This is a genomic window from Streptomyces sp. NPDC058401 (assembly GCF_042722885.1).
In the GTDB taxonomy this organism is placed as follows: domain Bacteria; phylum Actinomycetota; class Actinomycetes; order Streptomycetales; family Streptomycetaceae; genus Streptomyces.
The window spans coordinates 86,519-110,370 of sequence record NZ_JBHXKA010000010.1; the positions used below are offsets into that span (position 1 = coordinate 86,519).

A 23,852-nucleotide genomic window follows, 5' to 3' on the forward strand; every position below is an offset into this window, starting at 1 on the left:
CGCCGTGCAGCAGATCCTCCACGCCCAGTTCCACTTCGCCTACGGGGCCGACCCCGGCGCGTACCCGGGTACGGACCCGGGGACGGACCCCAGCGCAGGCCCGGGCCCCGCCACCGCCACCAGCCTCTACACCCAACTCCTCGACATGGCGGCCGACATCACCCCCCGGGTCCAGCCGCTCCCGCCCGATGCCGCCCACCTCGACATCACCGGGGCCCTGCGCTACTGGCAGCGCGACGCCGAGGCCCTGGCGGCCGTCCTGCGCATGCGGACCGTCGGACTCCACGGCGTGCGGACGACCTGCGCCATCGCACCCAACCGCATGCTCGCCACGATGACGGCCGCCCTCACCCCCCTCGGCGCCACCACCGTCCTCACCGAGGGGGAGGTCACCGCCTGGCTGCGCCCCCGGCCCGTCGCCGCGCTCTACGGGGTCGGCCCGGCCACCGCCGCCACCCTGGCCGCGTACGGACTGCACACGATCGGAGACCTCGCCGACGCCCCCCTGACCACCCTGACCAGGATCTTCGGCTCGGCCACGGGCCGGTCCCTGCACGCCCACGCCCAGGGCGAGGACCTGCGCCCGGTCGAGGCCCGCCCCGTCCCCAAGTCCCTGACCACGCACCACCCCTTCGAGGCGGATTGCCTCGACACGGACGAGCACCGCCGGGCTCTCCTCGGCCTGGCCCACCGGCTCGGCGCCCGGCTCCGCGACGAGGAGCAGGTGGCCGGCGGCCTCACCCTCACCGTCCGCTACGCCGACCGCACCACGACCACCCGGACCCGCACCCTGACCGAAGCCACCCACCACACCGGCCCCCTCGCCGACACCGCCTACGAGCTCTACGGTCTCCTCGGCCTCCAACGGGCCCGCGTACGCTCCCTCGACCTCCGCGGCGAAGCCCTGCGCCCCGCCTCCGAAGCCCTGCACCAGCTCAGCCTCGACCCGGCCGACGAACGGGCGCTCGCCGTCGAGGCGGCCGCCGACCGGGCCCGGGCCCGCTACGGCCCCGACGCGGTCAAACCGGCGACCCTCGCCGCCCGCAAGCCGTAGCCCCGCGCCGGCCGGCTCCCCGGAAGCCCCTTGGTACCGACGGGTTTGGAGCAAAGCGCCGGTCGGCATCGCGGCCGCCGGGAGTTCCCTCCAACTCCGGCGGCCCGATCGAGCCGGGCTCCGGGAGGAACCCGCCATTTCCGTCCGGGGACGGCCGTGGCGGACCGGGGCGGGGTTAACGTCCCCGAATGTCCTCGAACACACAGGCGTCTTCCGCCAGTTCGCCCAGCCGTCGGGTCCTGCTGCGCACCGCCCTGGCCGGTACCGCGGCCGCCGGATCCGCCGCCTCCGTCCTCGGGCTCGGTTCCGTTTTCCCGGCCTCCGCAGCCGAGTCCGCCGGAGTCGGAGCCGGAGCCGTGGACGGCGGGGCCCGTCCCGCGAGCCCGGAGGAGGCGCTGCGCCGCCTGGCGGCCGGCAACCGGCGCTGGGCGGCGTACCGTCAGCAGCATCCGCACGAGTCGCGTTCCGTACGCCTCCAAGTGGCGCGGGAGCAGCACCCGTTCGCGATCGTACTGGGCTGCGTAGACTCCCGGGTGCCGCCGGAGCTCGTCTTCGATCAGGGGCTCGGCGACCTGCTGACCGTGCGCGCGGCGGGCGAGGTGCTGGACGAGGCGGTGCTCGGCAGCATCGCGTACGGGGTCCTGGAGCTCGACGTCCCCCTGGTCCTGGTCCTCGCCCACCAGTCGTGCGGGGCCGTCGGCGCCGCCGTGCACGCCGATGAGACGGGTACCCGGCTGCCCGCGCACATCCAGTACCTGGCGGAGCAGATCCGGCCTTCCATCGACCACGGCCAGCACGGCGAGGCCCGGGTCGCCGCCACCATCGACGCCCACGCGCGCCGGACCCGGGCCCTGCTGGCGGCGGAGCCGGACCTGGCCGCCCGGATAGCCGCCGGCCGGCTCGCCGTCGCGGTCGCACGCTACGACCTGGCCGACCAGAAGGTCCGCATGCTGCGCACCGGGTAATCGCCGGGCAATACCCCGTTCCCATAGGGGCGCTGCACGCAAAAACACCCCGGACCGATTGACGGCCGGGGTGTTTGTCTGCGTATATTTGATGTTTCACATCGCGGCACAGCCGAGACGTGAAGAAAGCTTATGGGGACACCGTACCGCGTCAGGAGTGGAATTGTCAACCGAAGAATTCCGGAATGAACAGCAATTCATCACGGATCTCTACGCGCGCCTCGACGACCTGCGGGAGCAGGCCGAACGCGCCGTGCAGGGCGCACTCGGCGAGGCCGGCAGCGGGTTCCAGGCGCGACTGGAACGGGACATCGTGGTCGCTGAACAGTCCGGTCTGCTTTCCGCTCTGAACTCGGGCGAAAGCGGCCTGTGTTTCGGCCGGCTGGAGTTCTCCGACGGCTCGGACCACCACATCGGCCGCATTGGAATCAGGCAGGACGACGGGGAACGCACCCCTCTCGTGCTCGATTGGCGGGCCGATGTCGCACGCCCGTTCTATCTCGCGACCGGCCATTCCCCCATGGGGCTGCGCCGGCGCCGCCACATCACCACCCGGGGCCGCGAGGTGACCGCCCTGCACGACGAGATCCTCGACCTCGCCGACACCGAACGCACCGGTCACGAGGGGGCCGACGCGGACGCCGTCCTGCTCTCCGCGCTCGACGCCGCCCGGACCGGCCGGATGCACGACATCGTGCAGACCATCCAGGCCGAACAGGACCGCATCATCCGCTCCACCCACCGCGGCGTCCTGGTCGTCGAGGGCGGCCCGGGCACCGGCAAGACCGCCGTGGCCCTGCACCGGGCCGCCTACCTGCTCTACGCCCACCGCGAGCTGCTCGCCAAGCGCGGCGTGCTGATCGTCGGACCGAACCCGGCCTTCCTCGGCTACATCGGCGAGGTCCTCCCGGCCCTCGGCGAGACCGGGGTCCTGCTCGCCACCCCGGGCGAGCTGTTCCCCGGCGTGCGCGCGAGCGCCGCCGACCGGCCCGGCGCCGCAGCCGTCAAGGGGCGCGCGGAGATGGCCGGGATCCTCGCCCGCGTCGTGAGCGACCGGCAGGCGCTGCCGGAGACCGTGCCCGCGGGCAGCGGCGAGGACGCCGACGTGGTCCCCGAACCGGCCCTGGAGGTCGACCACGACGACTACGGGACGCTGCTGCTCGACCGGACCATGGCCTACGAGGCCCGCGACCGGGCCCGGGCCACCGGACTGCCGCACAACCTGGCCCGCCCGTACTTCGCCTTCCGGATCATCGACGCGCTCACCGAACAGCTCGCCGACCGGCTCGGCGCCGACCCCTACGGCGGCCCCAACCTGCTCGGCCCCGACGACATCGCCCAGCTGGGCAAGGAGATCGCGACCAGCGCCGAGGTGCACGCGGCCATCGACACGCTGTGGCCCCCGCTCACCCCCCGGCAGCTGATCGCCGACTACCTCGCCGAGCCCACGTACCTCTCCGAGCGGGAGGCCGGGCTGATCCGGCGCACGGCCACGGGCGAGGCGGACTGGACCCCGGCCGACGTCCCGCTGCTCGACGAGGCAGCCGAGCTGCTCGGGACCGACGACACCGCGCGGCGCGCCGCCGAGGAGCGCGAGCGCCTCGAACGCGTCGCGTACGCACAGGGCGTCCTGGACCTGTCGGCGGGCTCGGACTCCTACGAGTTCGAGGACATGGAGAACGAGTTCCTCGCGGCCCACGACATCATCGACGCCGAGCGGATGGCGGAGCGGCAGGAGGAGGCCGACCACCGCAGCGCGGCCGAACGGGCCGCCGCCGACCGCACCTGGGCCTTCGGGCACGTCATCGTGGACGAGGCGCAGGAACTGTCCGCCATGGCCTGGCGCCTGCTCATGAGGCGCTGTCCGACCCGTTCCATGACGCTGGTGGGCGACCCGGCCCAGACCGGCGACGAGGCCGGATGCGGCTCCTGGCAGCAGATCCTGGCGCCCTACGTGGAAGACCGCTGGGAGCTCGTGCGCCTCGCGGTCAACTACCGTACGCCCGCCGAGATCATGGAGCTGGCCGCAGCCGTGCTCCGGGCCCGCCACCCGGGCTTCGAGCCGCCGAGCTCGGTCCGCTCCACGGGGCGGCGGCCCTGGGTGAAGCGGACCGGGAACCTGGCCGCGGCGGTGGCCGACGCGGTACGGGAGGGCGCGCCGGCCGAAGGACGCCTCGCGGTGATCGCCCCGCACCCGCTGCACGAGGCACTGGCGGCCGCGCTGCCCGGCGTACGGGCGGGGGAGGAGCCCGACCTCACCCGCCCGGTGGTCCTGCTCGCTCCGCGGCAGGCCAAGGGCCTGGAGTTCGACACGGTGATCGTCGTGGAACCGGCGGACCACGAGCCCAGCGACCTCTACGTCGCCCTGACCCGCGCGACCCAGACCCTGGGGGTGCTCCACACCGGCCGGCTGCCGGAGGGGCTGGACGAACGGCCGTAGGCGGGGCGGGCCCTGCGGAAGGAACTCGCCCGGCCACCCGGGTGAGTTCGGAGCGGATCCCTGCCGCGGGGGTCCGGGTCCCGCTAGAACCGGAGGGTGATCGAGAAGACGACGGCGCGCGGTCTCACCGCGCTCGCCGCGACCCTGGCGGCCGTGCTCGCGACGGCCCTGGCCCCCGCCCCGGTGCGTGCGGCCGAAGGAGGGCCCCGTACCGGCTTCGAGGCCGCGCGCGGGGCGCACTGGACCAGCGAATCCCAGGAGCGGGACCTGCTCGACGCGATCGGCCGGCACGGCGAGCACGCCGCGGCCCGGAGCGCGGCCCGGACCACGGTCCGGACCATCGGCACGACCGTACGGGGCCGCCCGCTGCGCCTGGTCACCCTGGGCCGGGGCCCCCTCACCGTCCTGCTGGTATGCAGCCAGCACGGAGACGAACCGGCGGGGCGCGAGGCCTGTCTGAGCACCGTGCGGGACCTCGCCCACGCCCGGGACGCGGCGACCAGGCGCCTCCTGGAGACCGTCACCCTGCTCGTGGTCCCGACGGCCAATCCGGACGGCCGGGCGGCCGGCACCCGCTCCAACGCCGTGGGCACCGACATCAACCGGGACCACGCGGCCCTGGTCTCGCCCGAGGCGCGGGCGCTGGCCGCCGTACTGCGCGACCACCGGCCGCACCTCGTGTACGACCTGCACGAGTACCGGTCGACGCCGGGTACGTACGACAAGGACCTCTTCGACCTCTGGCCGCGCAACCTCAACACCGACCCGGCGGTGTACGCGGAGTCCCGCCTCCTGTCCGCCGCGTACGTACGCGCGGCGGCCCGCGCGGCCGGCCGCTCCACCGGCACCTACGGCATCCGCACCGACCCCGTGACCGGCGCCCCCGCCGGGCAGTCCGCGGGCGACGGCCAGGAGCGGATCCTGCGCAACACGGCGGGCGTGAAGCACGCGGTCGCGCTGCTGGTCGAAACCCGCATCGAAGCAGCCGCGGGCGCGGCCGGGGACGCGGAGAGGGCCGACCCGTCCCTGAACCACCGCCGCCGGGTGGACTCCCAACTGGCAGCCCTGCAAGGCTTGTTCGCCTACGTCTCCACGCGTACGGGCCCCCTGGCGGCGGCCTCGGACGGGGCCCGCCGGGCGGCGGGCAGTGCGTCGGGACCGGTCCCGCTGGCCGGCGCGGACAACGCCCCCGCGGCCGTCGGCGAGATCCTCGCCGACCCGCCCTGCGGCTACCGGCTCACCGCAGCCCAGTACGCCGGTACCGGCGACCGCCTGGCCCTGCACGGAGTGCGGTCCGTACCCGCCGCCGACGGCGGTGCGTTCGTCCCGCTGGACCAGCCCCTGCGGGCCCTCGTGGTGCTCCTCCTCGACGGCCGGGCCCCGAACCGGCTCGCAACGGGGCAGCCCGCGCAATACTGCTGACGCTCCGTCAGTCCGGGCCGTTGCCGCGGTCGCCGCGCCCGCCCCCGGCCGCCCGGGGGCGGCCCCGCGGCCGGCTGCGGGGGGAAGCGCGCTGGTCAGCCGGATGCCGTGAGCTATGTTGGGATCACAGAGCGGCACGAAAGAGAGGACCGCCGGTGTCATCGGGGCAGCAGGCGCGCGCACAGGCGGCAGCGATCACGCCGAGCGGTCAGGCGATCGACCACGAGCGGGCCCCGGCCGACCGGGTCCGGGCGCTGTTCGACGGGCACCCGCTCTCGCCGGGGCAGCGCCGGATCGCCCAGTACCTCGTCGACCACCTCACCGAGGCGGCGTTCCTCTCGATCACCGAGCTCGCGGAACGGGCCGGCGTGAGCCAGCCCTCCGTGACCCGCTTCGCCTCCGCCCTAGGCTTCAGCGGGTACCCGGCCCTGCGCGACGTGCTCCAGCCGATCGCGCTCAGCGCGGTGGCCGGCGCCCCGGACAGTCCCGAACAGACCCGGCGCAACGAACTGCAGGCGGCCGTCGACGCCGAGATCGAGAACCTGCGCACCGTCCGCCAGCTGCTGGCCGACACCGACCAGGTGCTCGACATCGGACGCGAGCTGGCCCGGTCGGTGCCGCTGACGGTCCTCGGGCTGCGGATCTCCGTCTCGCTGGCGGAGTACTTCGCGTACGCGGCCCGCCGGATCCACCCCGACGTGCGCCTGATCACCGGGGGCGGCAGCGTCGCCTCCGACGCGCTGCTGCAGGCCCGGGCGGCGGGCGGCAGCTGGGTGCTGGCCTTCGCCATGCCCCGGCACGCCAAGGAGACCCTGGCCGCCCTGCGGGTGGCCCGCGGGGCGGGGCTGCGGATCGCGCTGATCACGGACCGCACGCTGGGGCCGCTGGTGGACGAGGCCGATGTCGCGCTGACGGCCGGTACCGGTTCGCGGCTGGTCTTCGACTCCTACGCGGCGCCGGGCGTGCTGTCCGCGGCCCTGCTCCAGGCGATGGCGGACGCGGACCCCGAGCGCACGCAGGCCCGGCTCGAAAGCTACGAGCAGGCCGCGGACCAGCACGGCTTCTTCCTCTAGGGACCCGCCAGGCCCCTCCAAGGGGCCTCCAAGCGTCTCTGCGGGGTCCACGAAGTGGCATGAGGTGCCATATTCACACCACCCTCACACATGAATATTTTCATACCCTTGCTTACTCAACGGTATATATGTTTACTGATGGCGGCGCGGTCATCCGTCAAGATGCCAGGGAGGGTGTCCCCACACCCTCCTAGAACAGACACCCGACGTGACGTTTCTCCTCCTCACGTGACGCCAGGTGTCCCGTCGGCTTTCGGATCCCGCAGCGCCTTGCGGCCTCGGCCAACCCCTGGGCCGAGGCCGCCCAGAACTTCTCCACCGGCTTCCGGGACGTTCGGCCGATCGGCTGGCTCTCGGCCCCGCCCGGCGGTGTGACGGGACAGACGGGCGGAGCCTCTTTAGGTTCGGAGGTGCCCGCTGACCCCCTCGAAAGGTGGATCCATGCGTTCCGTCCGCTCCGCGCTCTCCGTCGTCGCCGCCGGTCTCATCGTCCTCGGCTGCGCCTCCGCCGCCTCCGCCGATGTGACCGTCAACGCCCCGTCGGAGAAGTCGTACACCATCGTCTTCGGCGACTGGCTGCAGTTCGCCGCCGACGACGTGTTCAACGCGGGCCTCAACAACACGGTGGGCTCCAACAACTGAGCACGGGCCCCCGAGGCTCCCGCTCATCCGGTCCCCGTTCGTCCGGCCTCCGCCGGACGGCCGGGGACCCGGCGCGTACGGTGGCCGCGTACGGGAGGTACGCCACCACGCGCAGGGGAGACGGGTCATGAACGCGGTCGACTACCGGGGCCAGACCACACTGATCACGGGCGCCAGCTCCGGTCTCGGCGAGGAGTTCGCCCGCCGGCTCGCCGCCCGCGGATCCGGCCTCGTCCTGGTCGCCCGCCGCGCCGACCGCCTGGAGCGGCTCGCCGCGGAACTCTCGGCGCAGTACGGGATCCAGGCCACACCCGTCCCGATGGACCTCGGGGCGGACCGGATCGGGGACACGCTCCTCGCAGAGCTGGAGCGGCGCGGCATCACGGTCACGAGCCTGGTCAACAACGCCGGCTTCGGCACCTTCGGCCCCCTCCATCAGGAGGATCCCGCACGGCTGCGCCAGGAACTCGCCGTCAACGTGGGCGCGGTCGTCGACATCAGCCGCGCCTTCATCGGTCCCCTGCGCGCCCACGGCAAGGGCGTCCTCGTCAACGTCGCGAGCATGGCCGCCTACCAGCCCATTCCCCAGATGGCCGTCTACGGCGCCACCAAGGCCTTCGTGCTGAGCTTCACCGAAGCGCTCTGGCACGAATCCCAGGGCACCGGACTGCGGGTGCTCGCGCTCTCGCCCGGCGCGACGAAGACGGAGTTCTTCGACGTCATCGGGACCAGCGAGGTGGGCGGCGGCACCCGGGTCCAGACGTGCGAGGAGGTCGTCCGCACGGCGCTGGCGGCGCTGGACCGCAGGAACCCGGGCCCCAGCGTGATCTCCGGCGCCCTCAACCGGGTGATGGCGGTCGGCGGCCGCCTGCTCAGCCGCCGGCAGATGGTCAACTCGGTCGGCCGCCTCATGCCCGCGGCCGAGCCGGCCTCCTGAGCCTCAGCCGGCGGTGACACCGGCGAGCTGCTCCGCGATGGTGTCCGCGGAGGGGAACCTCATGCCCAGGGTCCCGACGTGCTTCCAGTGCAGGGTGCCGTCCGGCGCGATGACGAAGACGGCCCGGCGCAGACCGATCACGGGAGCCGTGATGCCGAAGGCGCGGGCCACCTCGCGGTCGGTGTCGGCCAGCAGCGGCATCCGCAGGCCGCGGTCCCGGGCGAAGGACTCGTGGCTGTCGACGCCCTGCGGGCTGATGCCCCACACCTGGGCACCGCACGCGGAGAGCGACTCCAGGCCGTCGGAATAGGAGCACAACTGCGTCGTGCAGACCGGGGTGTTGTCGCCGGGGTAGAAGGCGAGAACGACCGGGTTCCCGCGCTGCTCGCCGAGCGAGTACTGCCCGCGCACGAACACGTCCTCGCTGAGCCGGCCGCCGGGGAGCGAGAAATCGCCCACCACATCGCCCACGTCCGGGATTCGGGTCACGATGGCCGCACCTCTCTGTCGTCGAGGGGCGTACGGTACCCGGTCGCGCCCGCCGTGTCGCCGCCCGGTGACCGGAACCGGGGCCGGGCGACGGCGGACGCGGCGGCGCGCGAGACGGCGCCCGCGACCGGGGCTCAGTGGCGGTGCATCGTGTGCAGCGCCTCGAGCAGCACCCTGGGGTCGTGGCCGCCCTTGTAGACCGGCGGCGGCTGCCGGTCCAGGTGGAGCAGCCCGGCCACGGCGGTCCACGCGGTGCGCACCGAGTACTCGACCGTGAACACCACGTCGTCGGGGACCTCGGCGTACTGACCGATGAAGGCCAGGTTGGTGGAGCCCTCCGGGACCACCTCGGGCCGGTCGCCGGCCTTGCGCACCAGGAACTGGCTGGTGATGTACGGCATCAGGGCCGGTACGACGACCGAGGAGTCCAGGATCTGCTCGCTCTGCGCGAGGCGCAGGTGTCCGAGCACCTCGGTGAGGATCTCGCGGCCCGTGCACTCGGCCATCGTCTTGCCCACGTGGTCACCGGCCTTGTCCGGGAACAGGGCGTACCCCCACCAGACGTAGGTGCCCTCGGGCTGCTCGTGGAAGTGCGGCTGGTGGTTGAGGACGATGGTCAGCAGCCAGCCGGAGTCCTTGAAGGTGATCAGACCGCCCTTGCCGGCCTCGCTGCCGGAGAACTCCTCCATGGCCTTGAAGAAGGTGGGGTCCTGGGTGGTGACGGTGAAGGAGCCCCAGGTGGAGTCCGAGACGGAGGAGTCGAACACCGAAGGGTCGCCCAGGTGCGGGCGCTTGGCCGCCAGGGTCTGCCACAGGCGCCACGAGGCGTCCGGCGCGGAGGTGTCCAGTACGGCGGGGGCGTCGGTGGATCCCAGGGTCGAGTTCGCGGTCATCGATCCGTTGGTGACGAAGACCAGGTCCTCGGCGGCGACGGGGATGCGCAGGGCCGCGCCCTCCCGCGTACAGACGAGGGCGGTGACGGTGGTTCCCTCGCCGTCGGCCAGTTCCACGTCGTTCACGGTGGTGTTCAGCGTGAACACGACGCCGTTGCTCCGCAGCCAGCTCTGGAGCGGGCGCACGATCGAGTCGTACTGGTTGAAGCGGGTTCGGTAGATGCCCGACATGGTGTCGAAGGTCTTGAAGAGGTGCACGAACCGGTTGAGGTAGCGCCGGAACTCGATCGCCGAGTGCCAGGGCTCGAAGGCGAAGGTCGTGCACCACATGTACCAGAAGTTGGTGGTGAAGAACTCCGGGGTGAAGCAGTCGGAGATGCGCTTTCCGTCGAGCCGGGACTCGGGGGAGGCCACGCACGCGACCAGGTCCAGGCGGTCGCGCTCGGAGAACCCCATGGAACGGGTGTCGACCCGACGGCCGGCGGAGTCGACCAGGCGGGCCTTGTCGTTCCAGGCGAAGTCCTCGTGGAAGGCGAAGGTGTCCTGGGTGACCGAAGTGCCCGGCGCGTCCAATGAGGGGATGGAGCTCAGCAGGTCGTAGGTGCACTCGAAGTGCAGCTCGAACATCCGGCCGCCGCGCATGGTGTAGCCGTTCTCGGGATCCCCCGCGGCGTCCAGGCTTCCGCCGGTCCGGCCCTGGGCCTCCAGGATCGTGATGTCCGAGCCGGCGAACCCGCCCTCCCTGATCAGCAGCGCCGCCGCCGACAGGGAAGCGATGCCGGCACCCACCAGATAGGCCTTGGCCACGATGTGTCTCCTCGCCCTGGCCGTACGGGCCCCGGTCGGCCGTACGGTCACCCACCCAGGCCATCACCCCCGGGGGCGGGTCGCGACCGGGGTGCGCCATTGGGCGGGCGCGGCGGGTGCGGCGGGCACGACGGGCGCAAGGCCGGGCCATGGGCGCGACGCGCATCCGATCCGCTTGCAAGGTATTTGCGCACGAGGGACTGGTTTTTGCGCACCCGACTGGTAGCTTGACCATGTGAGCACCCAGAGGCTAGCCCAGGTGGCCGAGATGGCCGGCGTCAGTACGACTACGGTGAGTCGCGTCCTGAACGGCAACAGGGACGTCGCGCCCGCCACCCGCGAGGCGGTGCTGACCGCCGTGGACGTATGCGGTTTCGAGCGCCCGGTGGAGTTCCGCAAGGAGCGGGCGCAGCTGATCGGGCTGGTGGTCCCGGACCTCCAGAACCCGGTCTTCTCCGCCGCGGCGGAAGCGCTCGCGGGACTCCTCAACGGCCAGGGGCTGGTCCCCGTGCTGTGCACGCGCACGGCCGACGGGGTCTCGGAGTCGCACTACGTGGACATGCTGCTCGGGCAGAACGTCGGCGGGATCGTCTTCGTCGGCGCCAGCTACACCGACATAGGCGAGGCCCAGGGCCGTGAGCTGCGCCGCCGTGCGATCCCCGTGGTCCTGGTGAACCCGGCCGACGAGAACCCGGGCGTCGCGCAGGTCTCGGTGGACGACGCCGGGGCTGCCGAGCAGGCGCTGGAGCACCTGTCGGCGCTCGGCCACGAGCGGATCGGGATGATCGTGGGACCCTCCGGGCACGTCCCGTCGGTCCGCAAACTCGCTGGTTACGCGGCCTTCAACGCCCGCCGCGGGGTTCCGGCCCAGGACTGGCGGCCACTGGTCGCCCATGCGCTCTTCTCGATGGAGGGCGGCGCCACGGCGATCTCCCAGCTCCTCCCGCGCGGGGTGACGGCGGTGGTCTGCGCCAGTGACGCCCTCGCCCTCGGAGCCATTCGCGGGGCCCGCCGGCGGGGGCTGCGGGTGCCGGCCGAACTGTCCGTCGTGGGCTTCGACGACTCGCTCTTCATGGTGGCCACCGACCCTCCGCTGACGACGGCACGCCAGCCCGTCGCCGCCATGGCCTCGGCCGCGGTGCAGTTCCTCGCCGAGCAGATCCGTACCGGCGTGGCCCTGTCCTCGGAGATCCTCTTCGACACCGAACTCATCGTCCGCTCCTCCACCACGCGCCGGTCCTCGCAGGGCTGACGGGGGAGCGGGGGAGGCCCGCGGGGAAAGAGGGTCCGGCTGTCGCCGGGCCCTCTTCTTCGTGTCAGATGCCGTCGCGGGGGTGATGGCCGGGCGTCACGATCCGTCACCTAGCTGAATCTTGATGCGTAATCTCTTGCGTAACATTATTGACTTCTTGCGTTCACGGCTTCTACTGTCGCGCCATCGAAGCCCGACCCGCACGGAAGGCCTGTTCGCATGGATGGCATCACCAGACGTCGCGCCCTGTTCACCTCCACCGCCCTCGTGGCGAGCCTCGGCCTCACCGCCTGCGGCGGCACACCGGCCCCGGCCGGCGACAAGGCCGGCGGGGTGGTGACGATCACGGTCAACGGCATGCCGGCCACGACGCAGGCCGCCGACCGCAAGGACTTCGAGGAGCTGGTCAAGCAGTTCGAGGCGGCGCACCCGAAGATCAAGATCGATGCCCGCGAGGGCCAGATGGACCCCAAGACCTTCGCGGCCAAACTCGCCGGGGGCCAGCTCGAAGACGTCTACTACGTCTACTTCACCGATCCGGCCGGGCTCATCCAGCGCAAGCAGGGCGCCGACATCACCCCCTACCTGGCCGACGTCCCGTACCTCTCCGACATACGCCCCGAGCTCCAGAAGGTGTTCAAGGACAAGGCGGGCAAGACCTACGGCCTGCCCACCGGCAACTACTCCATGGGTCTCGTCTACAACCGCGAGCTCTTCCGCAAGGCCGGACTCGACCCCGACAAGCCCCCGACCACCTGGGAAGAGGTCCGGGCCGCCGCGAAGAAGATCAGCGAGCTCGGCGAGGACACCGTGGGCTACGCCGACTACAGCAAGAACAACCAGGGCGGCTGGCACCTGACGTCCTGGCTCTACTCCATGGGCGGCGAGGTGGCCACCGAGCAGAACGGCACGTGGAAGGCCGCGTTCGACAGCGACGCCGGCCGCAAGGCGCTGCAGACCCTGCACGACATGCGCTGGACCGACCGGAGCATGGGCACCCGCCAGCTCCTGGAGATCGGCGACGTCCAGAAGATGATGGGCTCCGGCAAGCTCGGTATGTACATGGCCGGACCGGACAACATCCCCACCATTGTCAAGCAGTTCGAGCGCAAGTACGAGGAGTTCGGCCTCGCGGCCCTCCCCGGCACGGCCACCCTCGGCGGCGGCGACGGGTTCATGTTCAACCCCAAGGCCACGCCCGAGAAGATCAAGGCCGGCCTGCAGTGGGTCCAGTGGAAGTACCTCAACCCCGACCGGGAGGAGGAGAACGTCACCAAGTTCTCCGGCCTCGGCGTCCCGATCGGCCTGCCCCAGCCCAACCTCTTCGGCGGCGCCGCCCAGCAGAAGATCGATGCCATCCACGTCGCGCACGCCAACGTTCCGCAGGAGAACTACAAGCCGTTCGTCGACCGCAGCCCCCAGGTCGAGGTCAAGGTCGAGCCGCCGAACGCGCAGCAGATCTACACCGTCCTGGACGGCGTCATGCAGTCCGTCCTGACCAAGGAGGACGCGGACATGGACAAGCTGCTCAAGGACGCCGCCGCCCGCACCGACACCATCCTCGCCACGGTGAAGTGACATGTCCGTACTCCCCACCCCCGCGGCCCCGGTCCCGCGCCCCCGGAACCCGCGGCGCGCGCGTCGCCTCCGGGACCTCCGGCGGACCGGAGCCACCGGCGAGAACCCCGCCACGGGCCGGGTCCCCGCAGCCGGCCGGGCCCGCCGGCTGCGGGAGAACCTGGTCGCCTACCTCTTCCTCTCCGCCGCACTGATCTGCTTCGCCCTCTTCGCCTGGTACCCGATCGTCCGCGGCGTCCTCCTGGGCTTCCAGCAGGTGACCTTCGCCCAGCCCGCCGAGTGGGTCGGCCTGGACAACTTCCGCCGCCTCCTCGCCGATCCGCTCTTCGCCACCGCCTGGCGCAACACCGGCTACTTCACGCTCCTGGCACTCGTCTTCGGCTTCGCCGCCCCGTTCGTCACCGCCGTCGTGCTGAACGAACTCCGGCGCGGCCAGTCGTACCTGCGCCTCACCGTCTACCTCCCGGTGATGCTCCCGCCCATCGTCACCATGCTGCTCTGGCGATGGTTCTACGATCCCGGCCCCGGCCTCTTCAACAACGTGCTCGGCATCCTGCACCTGCCCGCCCAGCAGTGGCTGGAGTCGGAGCACCTCGCGATGATCTCCCTGGTCCTCGTCTCCACCTGGGCCAACATGGGCACCACCACCCTCATCTACCTGGCGGCGCTCGGCGGCATCCCCGGAGAGCTCTACGAGGCGGCCGAGCTCGACGGCGCCTCCATCCGCCAACGCCTGTGGCACGTCACGATCCCGCAGGTCAGATTCATCCTCCTGATCACCCTGCTGCTCCAGGTCATCGGCACGATGCAGGTGTTCGTCGAACCCTTCGTCCTCACCGGCGGCGGCCCCGACGACGCCACCGTCACCATCCTGCTGCTGCTCTACCGCTACGCCTTCGTCTACAACGACTTCGGCCTGGCCAGCGCCATGAGCACCCTGCTCTTCGTCGTCCTGGGCCTCTTCGCCGGCCTCTACCTGCGGCTGACCCGGACCAAGGACTGAAAGGAGGACCGCCATGGCCGCCACCGAACCCCGCTCCCGCACGCTCATCGCGCCCGCCGAACTGACCCGGCCCGTCGGCCGGTTCCTGCACCGCTTCGTCCTGGGCGCGACCCTGACCGGCTTCACCCTGGCCTTCGTCTTCCCGCTCTACTGGATGACCACCGGCGCCCTCAAAACCTCCGCGGAGCTGGCGCAGCCCCATCCGACCGTGCTCCCGAGCAGCTGGCACCCCGAGAGCTACACCGAGGCCTGGACGAACACGGGGCTCGCCGGCTACTTCCTCAACACCGTCCTGCTCGCCTTCGGAGCCCTGCTCTTCCAGCTGGTCATCGACGTCTCCGCCGCGTACGCGCTGTCCAAGCTCCGCCCGGTGCTGGGCAACGCGGTCCTCGCGATGATGCTGGCCACCCTGATGCTGCCGGTCTCCGCGCTGCTCGTCCCCGCGTACCTCACCGTCGTGGACGTTCCCCTCGTCCACGTGAACCTGATCAACACCCCGTTCGCCATCTGGCTGCCCGCCGCGGCGAACGCCTTCAACGTCTTCATCCTCAAGCGGTTCTTCGACCAGATCCCCACGGAACTGCTCGACGCCGCCCGGATCGATGGCGCGGGCACGGTACGGATCCTCGTCTCGGTGATCCTCCCGCTGTCCCGTCCGGTGCTGGCCGTGGTGTCGATCTTCGCCGTCGTCGGAGTCTGGAAGGACTTCCTCTGGCCGATGCTCGTCCTGCCGGACGAGACCAAGCAGCCGGTCACCGTCGCCCTGAACCGCCTCGCGGAGTTCATGCCGGCCAACCAGCTCCTCGCAGGCATGGTCATGGCGAGCGTCCCGCTGCTGGTCCTCTTCCTCCTCTTCCAGCGGCACATCATCTCCGGCCTCACGGCGGGAAGCCTCAAGGGCTGACCCCTCCCCGCCCCCCGCTCCTCTCCACCCCCCGATACCGCCGCAGCGACGGACCGCCGCGGCGGCCCCCACCGTGCCCTCCCGCACCCCCCGCGGGCAGGGCGCGCCTTCAGAAAGGACACGCCGCCGTGTCTTCTTCCCGAGGAACCCGCACCAGAGCCGCCCGCCTCATCTCCCCGCTCCTCCTCACCGCCTTGGCCACCACCGGCCTCACCGGCACCCTCGCCACCGGCTCGTACGCCGCCGCCGTCACTCTGGAGGCGGAGTCGGCCGTCCTGTCGGGCGGTGCCCGCGTCGAGTCGGAGCATTCCGGTTACACCGGTAGCGGTTACGTCGGTGGGCTGACGGACGCCAACAAGGGGTCCGCTTCGGTCTCCTTCGCGGTGCAGTCGGCCGCGTCGGGTACGGGTTCGGTCGCGATCCGGTACGCCAACGGCACGGGCTCGGCGCAGACCCTGAGCCTCTACGTCAACGGGGTCAAGGTCCGCCAGGTGTCCCTCCCTGCCACCGCGAACTGGGACACCTGGGCCACCCGCCAGGAGCCCGTCCCGCTGTCCGCCGGCGCGAACACCGTCGCGCTGACCTTCACGACCGCCGACTCCGGCAACGTGAACCTCGACCAGCTCACCCCGGCCGACGCCGGCCCCACCACCCCCTCGGCCGGCCTGGAGGCGGAGTCGGCCGTCCTGTCGGGCGGTGCCCGCGTCGAGTCGGAGCATTCCGGTTACACCGGTAGCGGTTACGTCGGTGGGCTGACGGACGCCAACAAGGGGTCCGCTTCGGTCTCCTTCGCGGTGCAGTCCGCCGCGTCGGGTACGGGTTCGGTCGCGATCCGGTACGCCAACGGCACCGGCTCGGCGCAGACCCTGAGCCTCTACGCGAACGGGGTCAAGATCCGCCAGGTGTCCCTCCCGGCCACCGCGAACTGGAGCACCTGGGCCGTCCGGGAGGAGCCGCTGCCCCTGGTGAACGGCGCGAACACGGTCGCGCTGACCTTCACGACCGCCGACTCCGGCAACGTGAACCTCGACGGCATCACCCCCACCGGCCCGACGACCACCCCCACCGACCCGCCGCCCGCCTCCCTCAGCCACCAGGCCGAGACCGCCTTCGCCTCGGGCGGCCCCGCGACCGCCTCCGCCGTGGCCGGCTTCAGCGGAACCGGCTACCTCACGGGCTTCACCGCCACCGGCGCCCGCGCCGTCTTCTCCGTCTCCGCGCCCACCGCCGCCACCCGGCAGGTGGCCGTCCGCTACCGCACCCCCGGGGCGAACGCCGCGACCATCACCCTGACGGCCAACGGAGTCCCCGTCCGCCGGCTCACCCTCCCCGCCACCTCGGGAGCCTGGGCCGCCGTCACCACCGACGCACCCCTGCGGGCCCGGCTCAACACCCTCACCCTGCGCACGGAGACCGGGGACAACGGCGACCTCCAGCTCGACGGCATCGAGGTCACCGGCTCCGCGCCGAATGCCGCCCGCGGCGCGAGCCTCCCGTACACCGTCTACGAGGCCGAGGCCGGCGCGACCAACGCCTCCGTCACGGGCCCCGACCGCACCTACAAGACCCTGGCCTCCGAGGCATCGGGCCGGCGGGCCGTCGTACTCGACCAGACGGGGGAGTACGTCCAGTTCACCCTGGCCAAGGCCGCCAACGCCGTGACCGTGCGCTACTCGATCCCGGACAACACGGCCGGCACGGGGAACAACGCCACCCTCAGCCTCTACGCCAACGGCGCCCACACCAAGGACCTCGCCCTCACCTCCAAGTACAGCTGGGTCTACGGGGCCTACCCCTACGGCAACGACCCCTCCCAGGGCGAAGCCCACCGCTTCTTCGACGAGACCCGCACCCTCACCGGAGAGTTCCCCGCCGGCACCGTGCTGAAGTTCCAGAAGGACGCCGGGGACACCGCCGCCTCCTACGCCATCGACCTCGTCGAGACCGAGACCGCCCCGACGGCGTCCACCATGCCCGCCACCGGATTCGTGTCCGCCACCACCCTCGGCGTCACCGCGAACGACGGCAGCGACGACACCGCCGCCCTGAACGGCGCGCTCTCCACGGCCACCGCCCAGGGCAAGGGCCTCTGGCTCCCGGCCGGCACGTATGACGTCTCGGGATCCGTCAACCTCACCGGAGCCGTCCTGCGCGGCGCGGGCGAATGGCACACCACCCTGCGCGGCCGAAACGGCAAGGGCGGCCTCTTCGGCCGCGGCGGCACCAGCACCGTGCAGGACCTGGCGATCACCGGAGAGTCCGACCACCGCGACGACGCCAACAGCGACGCCGCCGTCGAAGGGGACTTCGGCACCGGCTCCACCCTGCAGAACCTCTGGATCCAGCACAGCAAGGTCGGCCTGTGGATCGACGCACCGACCCGTGGCCTGCTCGCCACCGGCCTGCGCATCCGCGACACCTACGCGGACGGGGTCAACCTGCACAAGGGCACCACGGGCAGCGAGGTCTCCCAGAGCAGCATCCGCAACACCGGCGACGACGCCCTCGCGATGTGGTCCGAGGCTCAGGCTGTCACCGACTGCGTGCTCCGCTTCAACACCGTCCAGCTCCCGCTGCTCGCGAACGGGGCCGCGATCTACGGCGGCAGCGGGAACCGGATCGAGGACAACCTGGTCTCCGACACCGTCACCGGCGCCGCCGGAATCGCGGTCAGCACCCGCTTCGGCATCCCCTTCAGCGGACCGGCGACCGTCCAGCGCAACACCATCGACCGGGCCGGCGGCTACGAGCCCAATTGGGCGAGCAAGCTCGGCGCCCTGTGGGTGTACGCGGACACCTCCGAGATCACCACCCCGGTGCTCCTCCAGGACAACGACATCCTGGACAGCACCTACAGCGGCCTGCTCGTCTCCTGGCAGAAGAACGTCGGGAACCTGACCGTGAATAACACCAGGATCGCCAAGGCCGGCGGCTACGGCATCGAGATCAACGCGGCCGGCGCGGGCGCCTTCAGCGGGGTCACGGTCACCGACGCGGCCTCCGGCGGCCTGAGCCTCGCCGGCGGGTTCACCGTCAACCGCGGAGCCGGCAACTCGGGCTGGTAGCCCGGCCGCAGACCTTCACCTTCCCCCCTACCGGAACCCGGGGCCCGGTCACCCCAGCACCCCGCCCGACCGGGCCCCGCACCCGGGCGCGCCCCTCCCGCCCTCGCGCGCACCCCGCATGCCCCCGCACCCACCGCACCAGGAGACCCCGTGACCCAGCCCGTCCCGCACCCCGCAGCCTCCCCGTGGTGGCGGCACGCCGCGATCTACCAGATCTACATCCGCAGCTTCGCCGACGGGAACGGCGACGGCACCGGCGACATCGCCGGGGTCCGCGCGCGGCTGCCCTACCTGCGGCAGCTCGGCGTGGACGCGCTCTGGTTCAACCCCTGGTACGTCTCGCCCATGGCCGACGCCGGCTACGACGTGGCCGACTACCGCGACATCGACCCCCTCTTCGGCACCCTCGCCGAGGCCGAGGAGCTCATTGCCGAGGCCCACGCCCACGAGCTCCGGGTGATCGTCGATCTCGTGCCCAACCACTGCTCCGACCGGCACCCCTGGTTCGTCCGGGCCCTCGCCGCCGGACCCGGATCCCCCGAGCGCGAGCGCTTCTGGTTCCTTCCCGGGCGCGGCGAGCGGGGCGAACTGCCGCCCAACGACTGGCACTCCTACTTCGGAGGCCCCGCCTGGACCCGGATCACCGAGGCCGACGGCACCCAAGGCCCCTGGTACCTGCACATGTTCGCCCCCGAGCAGCCCGACCTGAACTGGGAACACCCCGACGTGGCCGCCGAGTTCGAGGACGTGCTGCGCTTCTGGCTCGACCGCGGGGTCGACGGGTTCCGCATCGACGTGGCGCACGGCCTCGCCAAGAAGCCCGGTCTCCCCGACGTCGGCGAAAACCCCGACCCCACCGACTTGCCGTACCAGGACGTCGACGCCGTCCACGCCGTCTACCGCGACTGGCGCAAGATCCTCGACACCTATCCGGGCGACCGCGTGTTCATCGGCGAGGTCTGGCTCCCGGAGGCCGAGCAGTTCGCCCGGTACCTGCGCCACGACGAACTGCACTCCGCCTTCAACTTCGACTACCTCTGCTGCCCCTGGGACTCCGGCGCCCTGCGGAAGGTCGTCGACGCCACACTCGCCTCGCACGAACCGGTCGGCGCCCCGCCCACCTGGGTGCTCTCCAACCACGACACCATCCGCCACGTCACCCGCTACGGCCGCGCCGACACCTCCTTCGACATGGGCGACAAGCGGCTCCTGGACCCCAGCGACGCCGGACTCGGCCGCCGCCGGGGCCGCGCAGCGGCCCTGGTCTCCCTGGCCCTGCCGGGCGGCGTCTACATCTACCAGGGCGACGAACTCGGCCTGCCCGAGGTCCAGGACCTGCCCGACGCGCTCCTCCAGGACCCGACCTTCGTCCGCTCGGGCGGGACGGACCGGGGCCGCGACGGCTGCCGCGTCCCCCTGCCGTGGGAGCCCGCCGGACCCTCCCTCGGCTTCTCCGCCCCGGCCGGACAGGCCGCGCCCTGGCTGCCCCAGCCCGAAGGGTGGGCCGCCCTCAGCGCGGCGGCGCAACAGGAGGACCCGTACTCGGTCCTCACCCTCTACCGCGAGGCGCTCGCCCTGCGCGGCGCCGAGCTGGCCCGGCTGCCCGAGACGCTGGAGTGGGTCGACGCGGGGCCCGACACCCTGTGCTTCGACCGCCCCGGCGGCTTCCGCTGCCTGACCGCCTTCGCCGGCCCGGTCCCGCTTCCCCCGGGCGCCCGGGTCCTGCTCGGCAGCGGCCCGCTCGACACCGGCGCGGACGGCGGGCCCGTACTGCCCCGGGACACCACGGTCTGGCTGCGCATGCCGGAGTGACCCGACGGGCCCCGTGGCGCGGGCCATCCGCATCGTGAGATGTGGTGTCACATGTCGGCGACGGCGTGCCAAACTCTTCCGCATGCGCCAGCAGAAGATTAGCGCCGGCGTGCCGGCCCGGAGCTGAACTGAGACCACCCCAGCAGCCCACCGCCCGCACGCAGACCTCTCGCATCCGCGAGGGGTCTTCTTGTTTTCCGGGACCACGCACCTCCGCCCCAGGACAGGAGCCCACCTCTCATGACCCGCAGCGATGTTCTCCCCGCCGTCGACGACGCCGTACGCACCGGCGAGACCGCCTGCCACACGCTGACCATCACCGTCCGGGACGGCGGCCACGCACTCACCCGCATCTCCGCCATGCTGAACAACCTGTCCGTCAGGACGCTGTCCTTCAGGGCCGCCGACGGCAGCGGCCTCGCGGTGTGCGAGATCGTGGTCCCCGTCACCGACTCGCCCCGCGCCCAGGCCAAGCTGCGGCGCTGCGTCGAAGTGGTCGAGCTGAGCGCCCACCCGGCGGGGGAGACCCGAACCATCTGAACGAAGCACCCGGATTACTTGACTGACCGTTCCAGTATCCGTAGAGTACGGGATGTGGCCAGGACCAAGGAATTCGATCCGGACGCCGCGCTGCAGTCGGCTCTGGAGCTGTTCTGGCGGCGCGGCTACGAGGCGACGTCGATGGCGGACCTCGTCGAGGCGCTCGGCATCGGGCGAGCCAGCATGTACGCCACCTTCGGGAACAAGCGCGAGCTCTACCTGAAGGCGCTGGACCGCTACAACGAGCACCGCGACCCCGACCTGCTGCGCGAGCTGTCCCAGCCGGGGCCCGCGCTGCCGGCCGTGCGCACGGTGGTACGCCGCTTCGCCGCCGAGTCGAGCGGCGGCGACCTGCGGCAGATCGGCTGCTTCGTGACCAACACGGCCGCGGAGCTCGGCGCGCTCGACCCGGCGGCGGCCCGCAAGGTCGAAGCGAGCTGGAGCCACATCGAGACCCTGCTGTACTCGGCACTGACCCGGGCCCAGGCCCAGGGCGAACTGCCCGCGGACCGCGATCCGCGCACGCTCGCCAGCATGCTGCTGGTGCTGATGCAGGGCATGCGCGTCGTGGGCAAGGCCTCGCAGGACCCGGCCCGGGTGCGGAACGCGGCCGAGCAGGCTCTGAGCCTGCTCGACTGATCGATGGGACACCTCCCTTCGGGGAGGTTCTTTTAGACCTTCATTCTGGAATGTACGATCCAGTTCATGCAGCATCATCCTGAGGGGGAGTAATGACCGTCACGCAGACCGCACACAGCACGCAGACAGCACACAGCACGCAGACGCTCACCGCGTCCGAAGCCGGGGCCCGACCGGCCTTCGCACTGCTCGGCACCGTGCAGATGACACTGATCTTCGCGCTCACCTCGCTCATCGTGCCGCTGCCCGCCATCGGCCGCGAATTCACCCTGGGCCGCGACGACTTGCTGCTCCTCAGCGCCGCTTACGGGCTGAGCTTCGCGGGCCTGCTGCTCTTCGGAGGCCGCCTCACCGACCGGTTCGGCGGGCGCCGGGTGCTCACCGCCGGACTGCTCCTCTTCGCCGTGGCCTCCCTCGCCGCACCGTTCGCCCAGGGACCCGGGGTCCTGCTCACCGCCCGCTTCGCCCAGGGCGTGGGCGCCGCACTCACCGCACCGGCCGCCATGGCCGTCCTGCGCGCGGTCTTCCCCGACCCCGCCGCGTTCGGAAAGGCGATGGCCACCTGGGGCGGGCTGTCCGTGCTCGGCGCGACCGCCGGGAACCTGCTCTCCGGAGTCATCTCCGCCCTGAGCAGCTGGCGGCTCTCCTTCGCCGTCCCGGTCGCGGTGGCCGCCGCCGCCCTGCTCCTCGCCCCCCGGCTGCTGCCCGCCACCCCGGCGGGGGAGGGCCGCTCCCTGGACCTGCCGGGCGCCCTGCTGGCCACCGCCGGGATCAGCCTCGCCAGCTACGGCTTCGTCCTCACCGACGTCCGGTCCTGGGGATCGACGGGCGTCCTGGTCACCCTGATCGCCGCGGCCGCGCTCCTGCTGGCCTTCCCGCTCGTCGAGCGCCGGGTCCGTGACCCCCTGCTCCCGCTCGGATTCCTCCGCGACCGGCGCCGGGCCCTCGCCCTGGCGGCCATCGGCCTCACCGCCGCGGGCACGGCCGTGACCTTCGTCCTCCTCTCCCTGCACCTCCAGCAGGAACTGGGCTGGTCGGCGCTGCGGACCTCGGCGGCGTTCCTGCCCTTCGCGGTGGCGCTGCTGGTGGCGGGCCGGGTGTCCGGACCCCTCGTGGGCCGGTACGGGGCGTCCCGCGTCACCACCGCCGGCCTCGTGGTCGCCGCGGCCGGACTCGCACTCCTCGCGCTCACCGGCCTGGCCGCGCAGATCCCGTACGCCTACGGCCTCCTCCCCGGCCTGCTCCTGCTGCCCGCCGGCGCCGCGGCCGCCTTCGCGGGGGCCGCGGTCCTCGCCACCGACGGAGTCGCCCCGCACCAGGCGGGACTCGCCGGCGGGGTCATGAACACCGCGATGGAGCTCGGCCCGACGGTCGTCTTCGCCGCCGTCCTCTCCCTGGGCTCCGACACGGTCTCGCTCGCCGCCACGGCGGTCGCCTTCGCCGCAGCCGCCTTCCTCAACACCCGCATCAAGTAACCGAGCACCCGCATCAAGCAACCGACAGCCAACTGACAGCCAACTGACAGACAACCGAGTAAGGAATCACCATCATGTCCGCACGTTTCACCGGCAAGAGTGTCCTCGTCACCGGAGCCGGTTCCGGCATCGGGCGGGCCATCGCCCTCGCCTTCGCCGCCGAAGGAGCGGCGGTGGTCGTGGCCGGCCGCACGGCGGCGCCGCTCGACGAGACGGTCGAGCTGATCGAGAAGGAGGGCGGCAAGGCCGTCGCGGTGACCGCGGACGTGAGCCGCTCCGAGGACGTACGGGCCATGGTGCGCCGCAGCGTCGAAGAGTTCGGCAGTCTCGACGTCGCCGTGAACAACGCGGGCGTCTTCAGGGGCGGCGGCCCGGTCGCGGACCTTGTGGAAGAGGACTGGCGCAGCATGCTGGACATCAACGTCACCGGGGTCCTGCTCAGCCTCCAGGCCGAGGTCGCCGCCATGCGCGACCAGCCCGGCGGCGGGGCGATCGTCAACATCTCCTCGAACCTCGGCGCGCACACCCGCATCCCGGGGGCCGCCGGCTACCTCACCACCAAGGCGGCCGTCTCCGCCCTGACCCGGGCCGCGGCCCTGGACCACATCGCCGAGGGGGTCCGCATCAACGCGGTGAGCCCCGGCGCGACGGCCACCACGATGTCGCTGCGACCGGGGGAGGGCGAGGCCGAGCGTGCGGCCCGGATGAAGGACGAATCGCCGCTGGGCCGGGTGTCCTCCACCGCCGAGGTCGCGGCGGCCGTGCTCTACCTGGCCTCGCCGGACGCCGGATCCGTGGTCGGCACCGACCTGGTGATCGACGGCGGCGTGGCCGCCTGACGGCCCCGGGGCCGGGTCCGCCG

20 protein-coding genes are annotated in these 23,852 nt (G+C 72.1%); 17 read left to right on the plus strand and 3 right to left on the minus strand.

Features of this window, described 5'->3' with window-relative positions; all coding sequences use genetic code 11:
* Window positions 1-4 precede the first annotated feature (4 nt).
* Both ACFWNV_RS05850 and ACFWNV_RS05855 read left to right on the plus strand, forming a co-directional pair.
* On the plus strand, window positions 5-1,054 hold the full coding sequence (locus ACFWNV_RS05850; protein WP_383941073.1) for a hypothetical protein: 1,050 nt from the start codon (window positions 5-7) through the stop codon (window positions 1,052-1,054).
* Window positions 1,055-1,242: 188 nt separating this feature from the next.
* Entirely contained in the window at window positions 1,243-2,019 is a 777-nt protein-coding gene (locus ACFWNV_RS05855) for a carbonic anhydrase (RefSeq protein WP_383941076.1), read from the plus strand.
* A gap of 166 nt (window positions 2,020-2,185) precedes the next feature.
* On the opposite strand, the gene ACFWNV_RS05860 is transcribed toward ACFWNV_RS05855, so the two are convergent.
* Window positions 2,186-2,533, minus strand: a complete 348-nt coding sequence (locus tag ACFWNV_RS05860; RefSeq protein WP_383941079.1) for a hypothetical protein — start codon at window positions 2,531-2,533, stop codon at window positions 2,186-2,188.
* 6 nt (window positions 2,534-2,539) lie between these two features.
* Here ACFWNV_RS05860 and ACFWNV_RS05865 point away from each other — a divergent pair, with 6 nt between their 5' ends.
* The 5 genes from ACFWNV_RS05865 to ACFWNV_RS05885 all read left to right on the plus strand — a co-directional run bounded on the left by ACFWNV_RS05865 (window position 2,540) and on the right by ACFWNV_RS05885 (window position 8,533).
* Window positions 2,540-4,459, plus strand: a complete 1,920-nt coding sequence (locus ACFWNV_RS05865) for a HelD family protein (RefSeq protein ID WP_383941081.1) — start codon at window positions 2,540-2,542, stop codon at window positions 4,457-4,459.
* A 96-nt stretch (window positions 4,460-4,555) separates the two neighbouring features.
* The gene (locus tag ACFWNV_RS05870) at window positions 4,556-5,881 is read left to right on the plus strand and encodes a M14 family zinc carboxypeptidase (protein WP_383941084.1); all 1,326 of its coding nucleotides are present in this window, start codon (window positions 4,556-4,558) and stop codon (window positions 5,879-5,881) included.
* A 155-nt stretch (window positions 5,882-6,036) separates the two neighbouring features.
* Complete coding sequence (locus tag ACFWNV_RS05875; RefSeq protein WP_383941086.1) at window positions 6,037-6,954, plus strand: MurR/RpiR family transcriptional regulator; 918 nt, start codon at window positions 6,037-6,039, stop codon at window positions 6,952-6,954.
* A 441-nt stretch (window positions 6,955-7,395) separates the two neighbouring features.
* Window positions 7,396-7,596: a hypothetical protein gene (locus tag ACFWNV_RS05880; RefSeq protein ID WP_383941088.1), complete on the plus strand. Its 201-nt coding sequence runs from the start codon at window positions 7,396-7,398 to the stop codon at window positions 7,594-7,596.
* 127 nt (window positions 7,597-7,723) lie between these two features.
* Window positions 7,724-8,533 carry an SDR family NAD(P)-dependent oxidoreductase gene (locus tag ACFWNV_RS05885; RefSeq protein ID WP_383941090.1) on the plus strand — a complete coding sequence of 270 codons (810 nt, stop codon included), beginning with the start codon at window positions 7,724-7,726 and terminating at the stop codon, window positions 8,531-8,533.
* A 3-nt stretch (window positions 8,534-8,536) separates the two neighbouring features.
* On the opposite strand, the gene ACFWNV_RS05890 is transcribed toward ACFWNV_RS05885, so the two are convergent.
* Together ACFWNV_RS05890 and ACFWNV_RS05895 are read right to left on the minus strand one after the other, a co-directional pair.
* Window positions 8,537-9,022: a peroxiredoxin family protein gene (locus ACFWNV_RS05890; protein ID WP_383941092.1), complete on the minus strand. Its 486-nt coding sequence runs from the start codon at window positions 9,020-9,022 to the stop codon at window positions 8,537-8,539.
* Between the two features lie 134 nt (window positions 9,023-9,156).
* Window positions 9,157-10,722 carry an oleate hydratase gene (locus ACFWNV_RS05895; protein ID WP_383941094.1) on the minus strand — a complete coding sequence of 522 codons (1,566 nt, stop codon included), beginning with the start codon at window positions 10,720-10,722 and terminating at the stop codon, window positions 9,157-9,159.
* A gap of 235 nt (window positions 10,723-10,957) precedes the next feature.
* Here ACFWNV_RS05895 and ACFWNV_RS05900 point away from each other — a divergent pair, with 235 nt between their 5' ends.
* The 10 genes from ACFWNV_RS05900 to ACFWNV_RS05945 all read left to right on the plus strand — a co-directional run bounded on the left by ACFWNV_RS05900 (window position 10,958) and on the right by ACFWNV_RS05945 (window position 23,829).
* A complete protein-coding gene (locus ACFWNV_RS05900) occupies window positions 10,958-11,974 on the plus strand; it encodes a LacI family DNA-binding transcriptional regulator (RefSeq protein ID WP_383941096.1) in 1,017 nt (338 codons plus the stop codon).
* A 219-nt stretch (window positions 11,975-12,193) separates the two neighbouring features.
* Entirely contained in the window at window positions 12,194-13,552 is a 1,359-nt protein-coding gene (locus ACFWNV_RS05905) for an ABC transporter substrate-binding protein (RefSeq protein ID WP_383941099.1), read from the plus strand.
* Between the two features lies 1 nt (window position 13,553).
* Window positions 13,554-14,555: a carbohydrate ABC transporter permease gene (locus ACFWNV_RS05910; RefSeq protein WP_383941102.1), complete on the plus strand. Its 1,002-nt coding sequence runs from the start codon at window positions 13,554-13,556 to the stop codon at window positions 14,553-14,555.
* A gap of 13 nt (window positions 14,556-14,568) precedes the next feature.
* Complete coding sequence (locus ACFWNV_RS05915) at window positions 14,569-15,459, plus strand: carbohydrate ABC transporter permease (RefSeq protein WP_383941104.1); 891 nt, start codon at window positions 14,569-14,571, stop codon at window positions 15,457-15,459.
* Window positions 15,460-15,587: 128 nt separating this feature from the next.
* Entirely contained in the window at window positions 15,588-18,524 is a 2,937-nt protein-coding gene (locus tag ACFWNV_RS05920) for a CBM35 domain-containing protein (protein ID WP_383941108.1), read from the plus strand.
* Window positions 18,525-18,674: 150 nt separating this feature from the next.
* The gene (locus ACFWNV_RS05925) at window positions 18,675-20,336 is read left to right on the plus strand and encodes a glycoside hydrolase family 13 protein (RefSeq protein WP_383941110.1); all 1,662 of its coding nucleotides are present in this window, start codon (window positions 18,675-18,677) and stop codon (window positions 20,334-20,336) included.
* Window positions 20,337-20,576: 240 nt separating this feature from the next.
* Window positions 20,577-20,876, plus strand: coding sequence for a hypothetical protein (locus ACFWNV_RS05930; protein ID WP_383941113.1), 300 nt, complete (start codon window positions 20,577-20,579; stop codon window positions 20,874-20,876).
* A 54-nt stretch (window positions 20,877-20,930) separates the two neighbouring features.
* Window positions 20,931-21,515: a TetR/AcrR family transcriptional regulator gene (locus ACFWNV_RS05935; protein WP_383941116.1), complete on the plus strand. Its 585-nt coding sequence runs from the start codon at window positions 20,931-20,933 to the stop codon at window positions 21,513-21,515.
* A 92-nt stretch (window positions 21,516-21,607) separates the two neighbouring features.
* On the plus strand, window positions 21,608-22,990 hold the full coding sequence (locus ACFWNV_RS05940) for an MFS transporter (RefSeq protein WP_383941117.1): 1,383 nt from the start codon (window positions 21,608-21,610) through the stop codon (window positions 22,988-22,990).
* A gap of 74 nt (window positions 22,991-23,064) precedes the next feature.
* Window positions 23,065-23,829: an SDR family NAD(P)-dependent oxidoreductase gene (locus ACFWNV_RS05945; RefSeq protein WP_383941120.1), complete on the plus strand. Its 765-nt coding sequence runs from the start codon at window positions 23,065-23,067 to the stop codon at window positions 23,827-23,829.
* The last annotated feature ends 23 nt before the right edge of the window (window positions 23,830-23,852 follow it).

Bases quoted from the DNA above. Each gene is read 5' to 3' on its own strand.
- ACFWNV_RS05905 (WP_383941099.1), top strand. From the start codon at position 12,194: ATGGATGGCATCACCAGACGTCGCGCCCTGTTCACCTCCACCGCCCTC.
- ACFWNV_RS05855 (WP_383941076.1), top strand. From the start codon at position 1,243: ATGTCCTCGAACACACAGGCGTCTTCCGCCAGTTCGCCCAGCCGTCGG.
- ACFWNV_RS05860 (WP_383941079.1), bottom strand. From the start codon at position 2,533: ATGGCCGGTCGCGAGATAGAACGGGCGTGCGACATCGGCCCGCCAATC.
- ACFWNV_RS05940 (WP_383941117.1), top strand. From the start codon at position 21,608: ATGACCGTCACGCAGACCGCACACAGCACGCAGACAGCACACAGCACG.
- ACFWNV_RS05945 (WP_383941120.1), top strand. From the start codon at position 23,065: ATGTCCGCACGTTTCACCGGCAAGAGTGTCCTCGTCACCGGAGCCGGT.
- ACFWNV_RS05885 (WP_383941090.1), top strand. From the start codon at position 7,724: ATGAACGCGGTCGACTACCGGGGCCAGACCACACTGATCACGGGCGCC.
- ACFWNV_RS05880 (WP_383941088.1), top strand. From the start codon at position 7,396: ATGCGTTCCGTCCGCTCCGCGCTCTCCGTCGTCGCCGCCGGTCTCATC.
- ACFWNV_RS05865 (WP_383941081.1), top strand. From the start codon at position 2,540: ATGGGGCTGCGCCGGCGCCGCCACATCACCACCCGGGGCCGCGAGGTG.
- ACFWNV_RS05930 (WP_383941113.1), top strand. From the start codon at position 20,577: ATGACCCGCAGCGATGTTCTCCCCGCCGTCGACGACGCCGTACGCACC.
- ACFWNV_RS05910 (WP_383941102.1), top strand. From the start codon at position 13,554: ATGTCCGTACTCCCCACCCCCGCGGCCCCGGTCCCGCGCCCCCGGAAC.
- ACFWNV_RS05915 (WP_383941104.1), top strand. From the start codon at position 14,569: ATGGCCGCCACCGAACCCCGCTCCCGCACGCTCATCGCGCCCGCCGAA.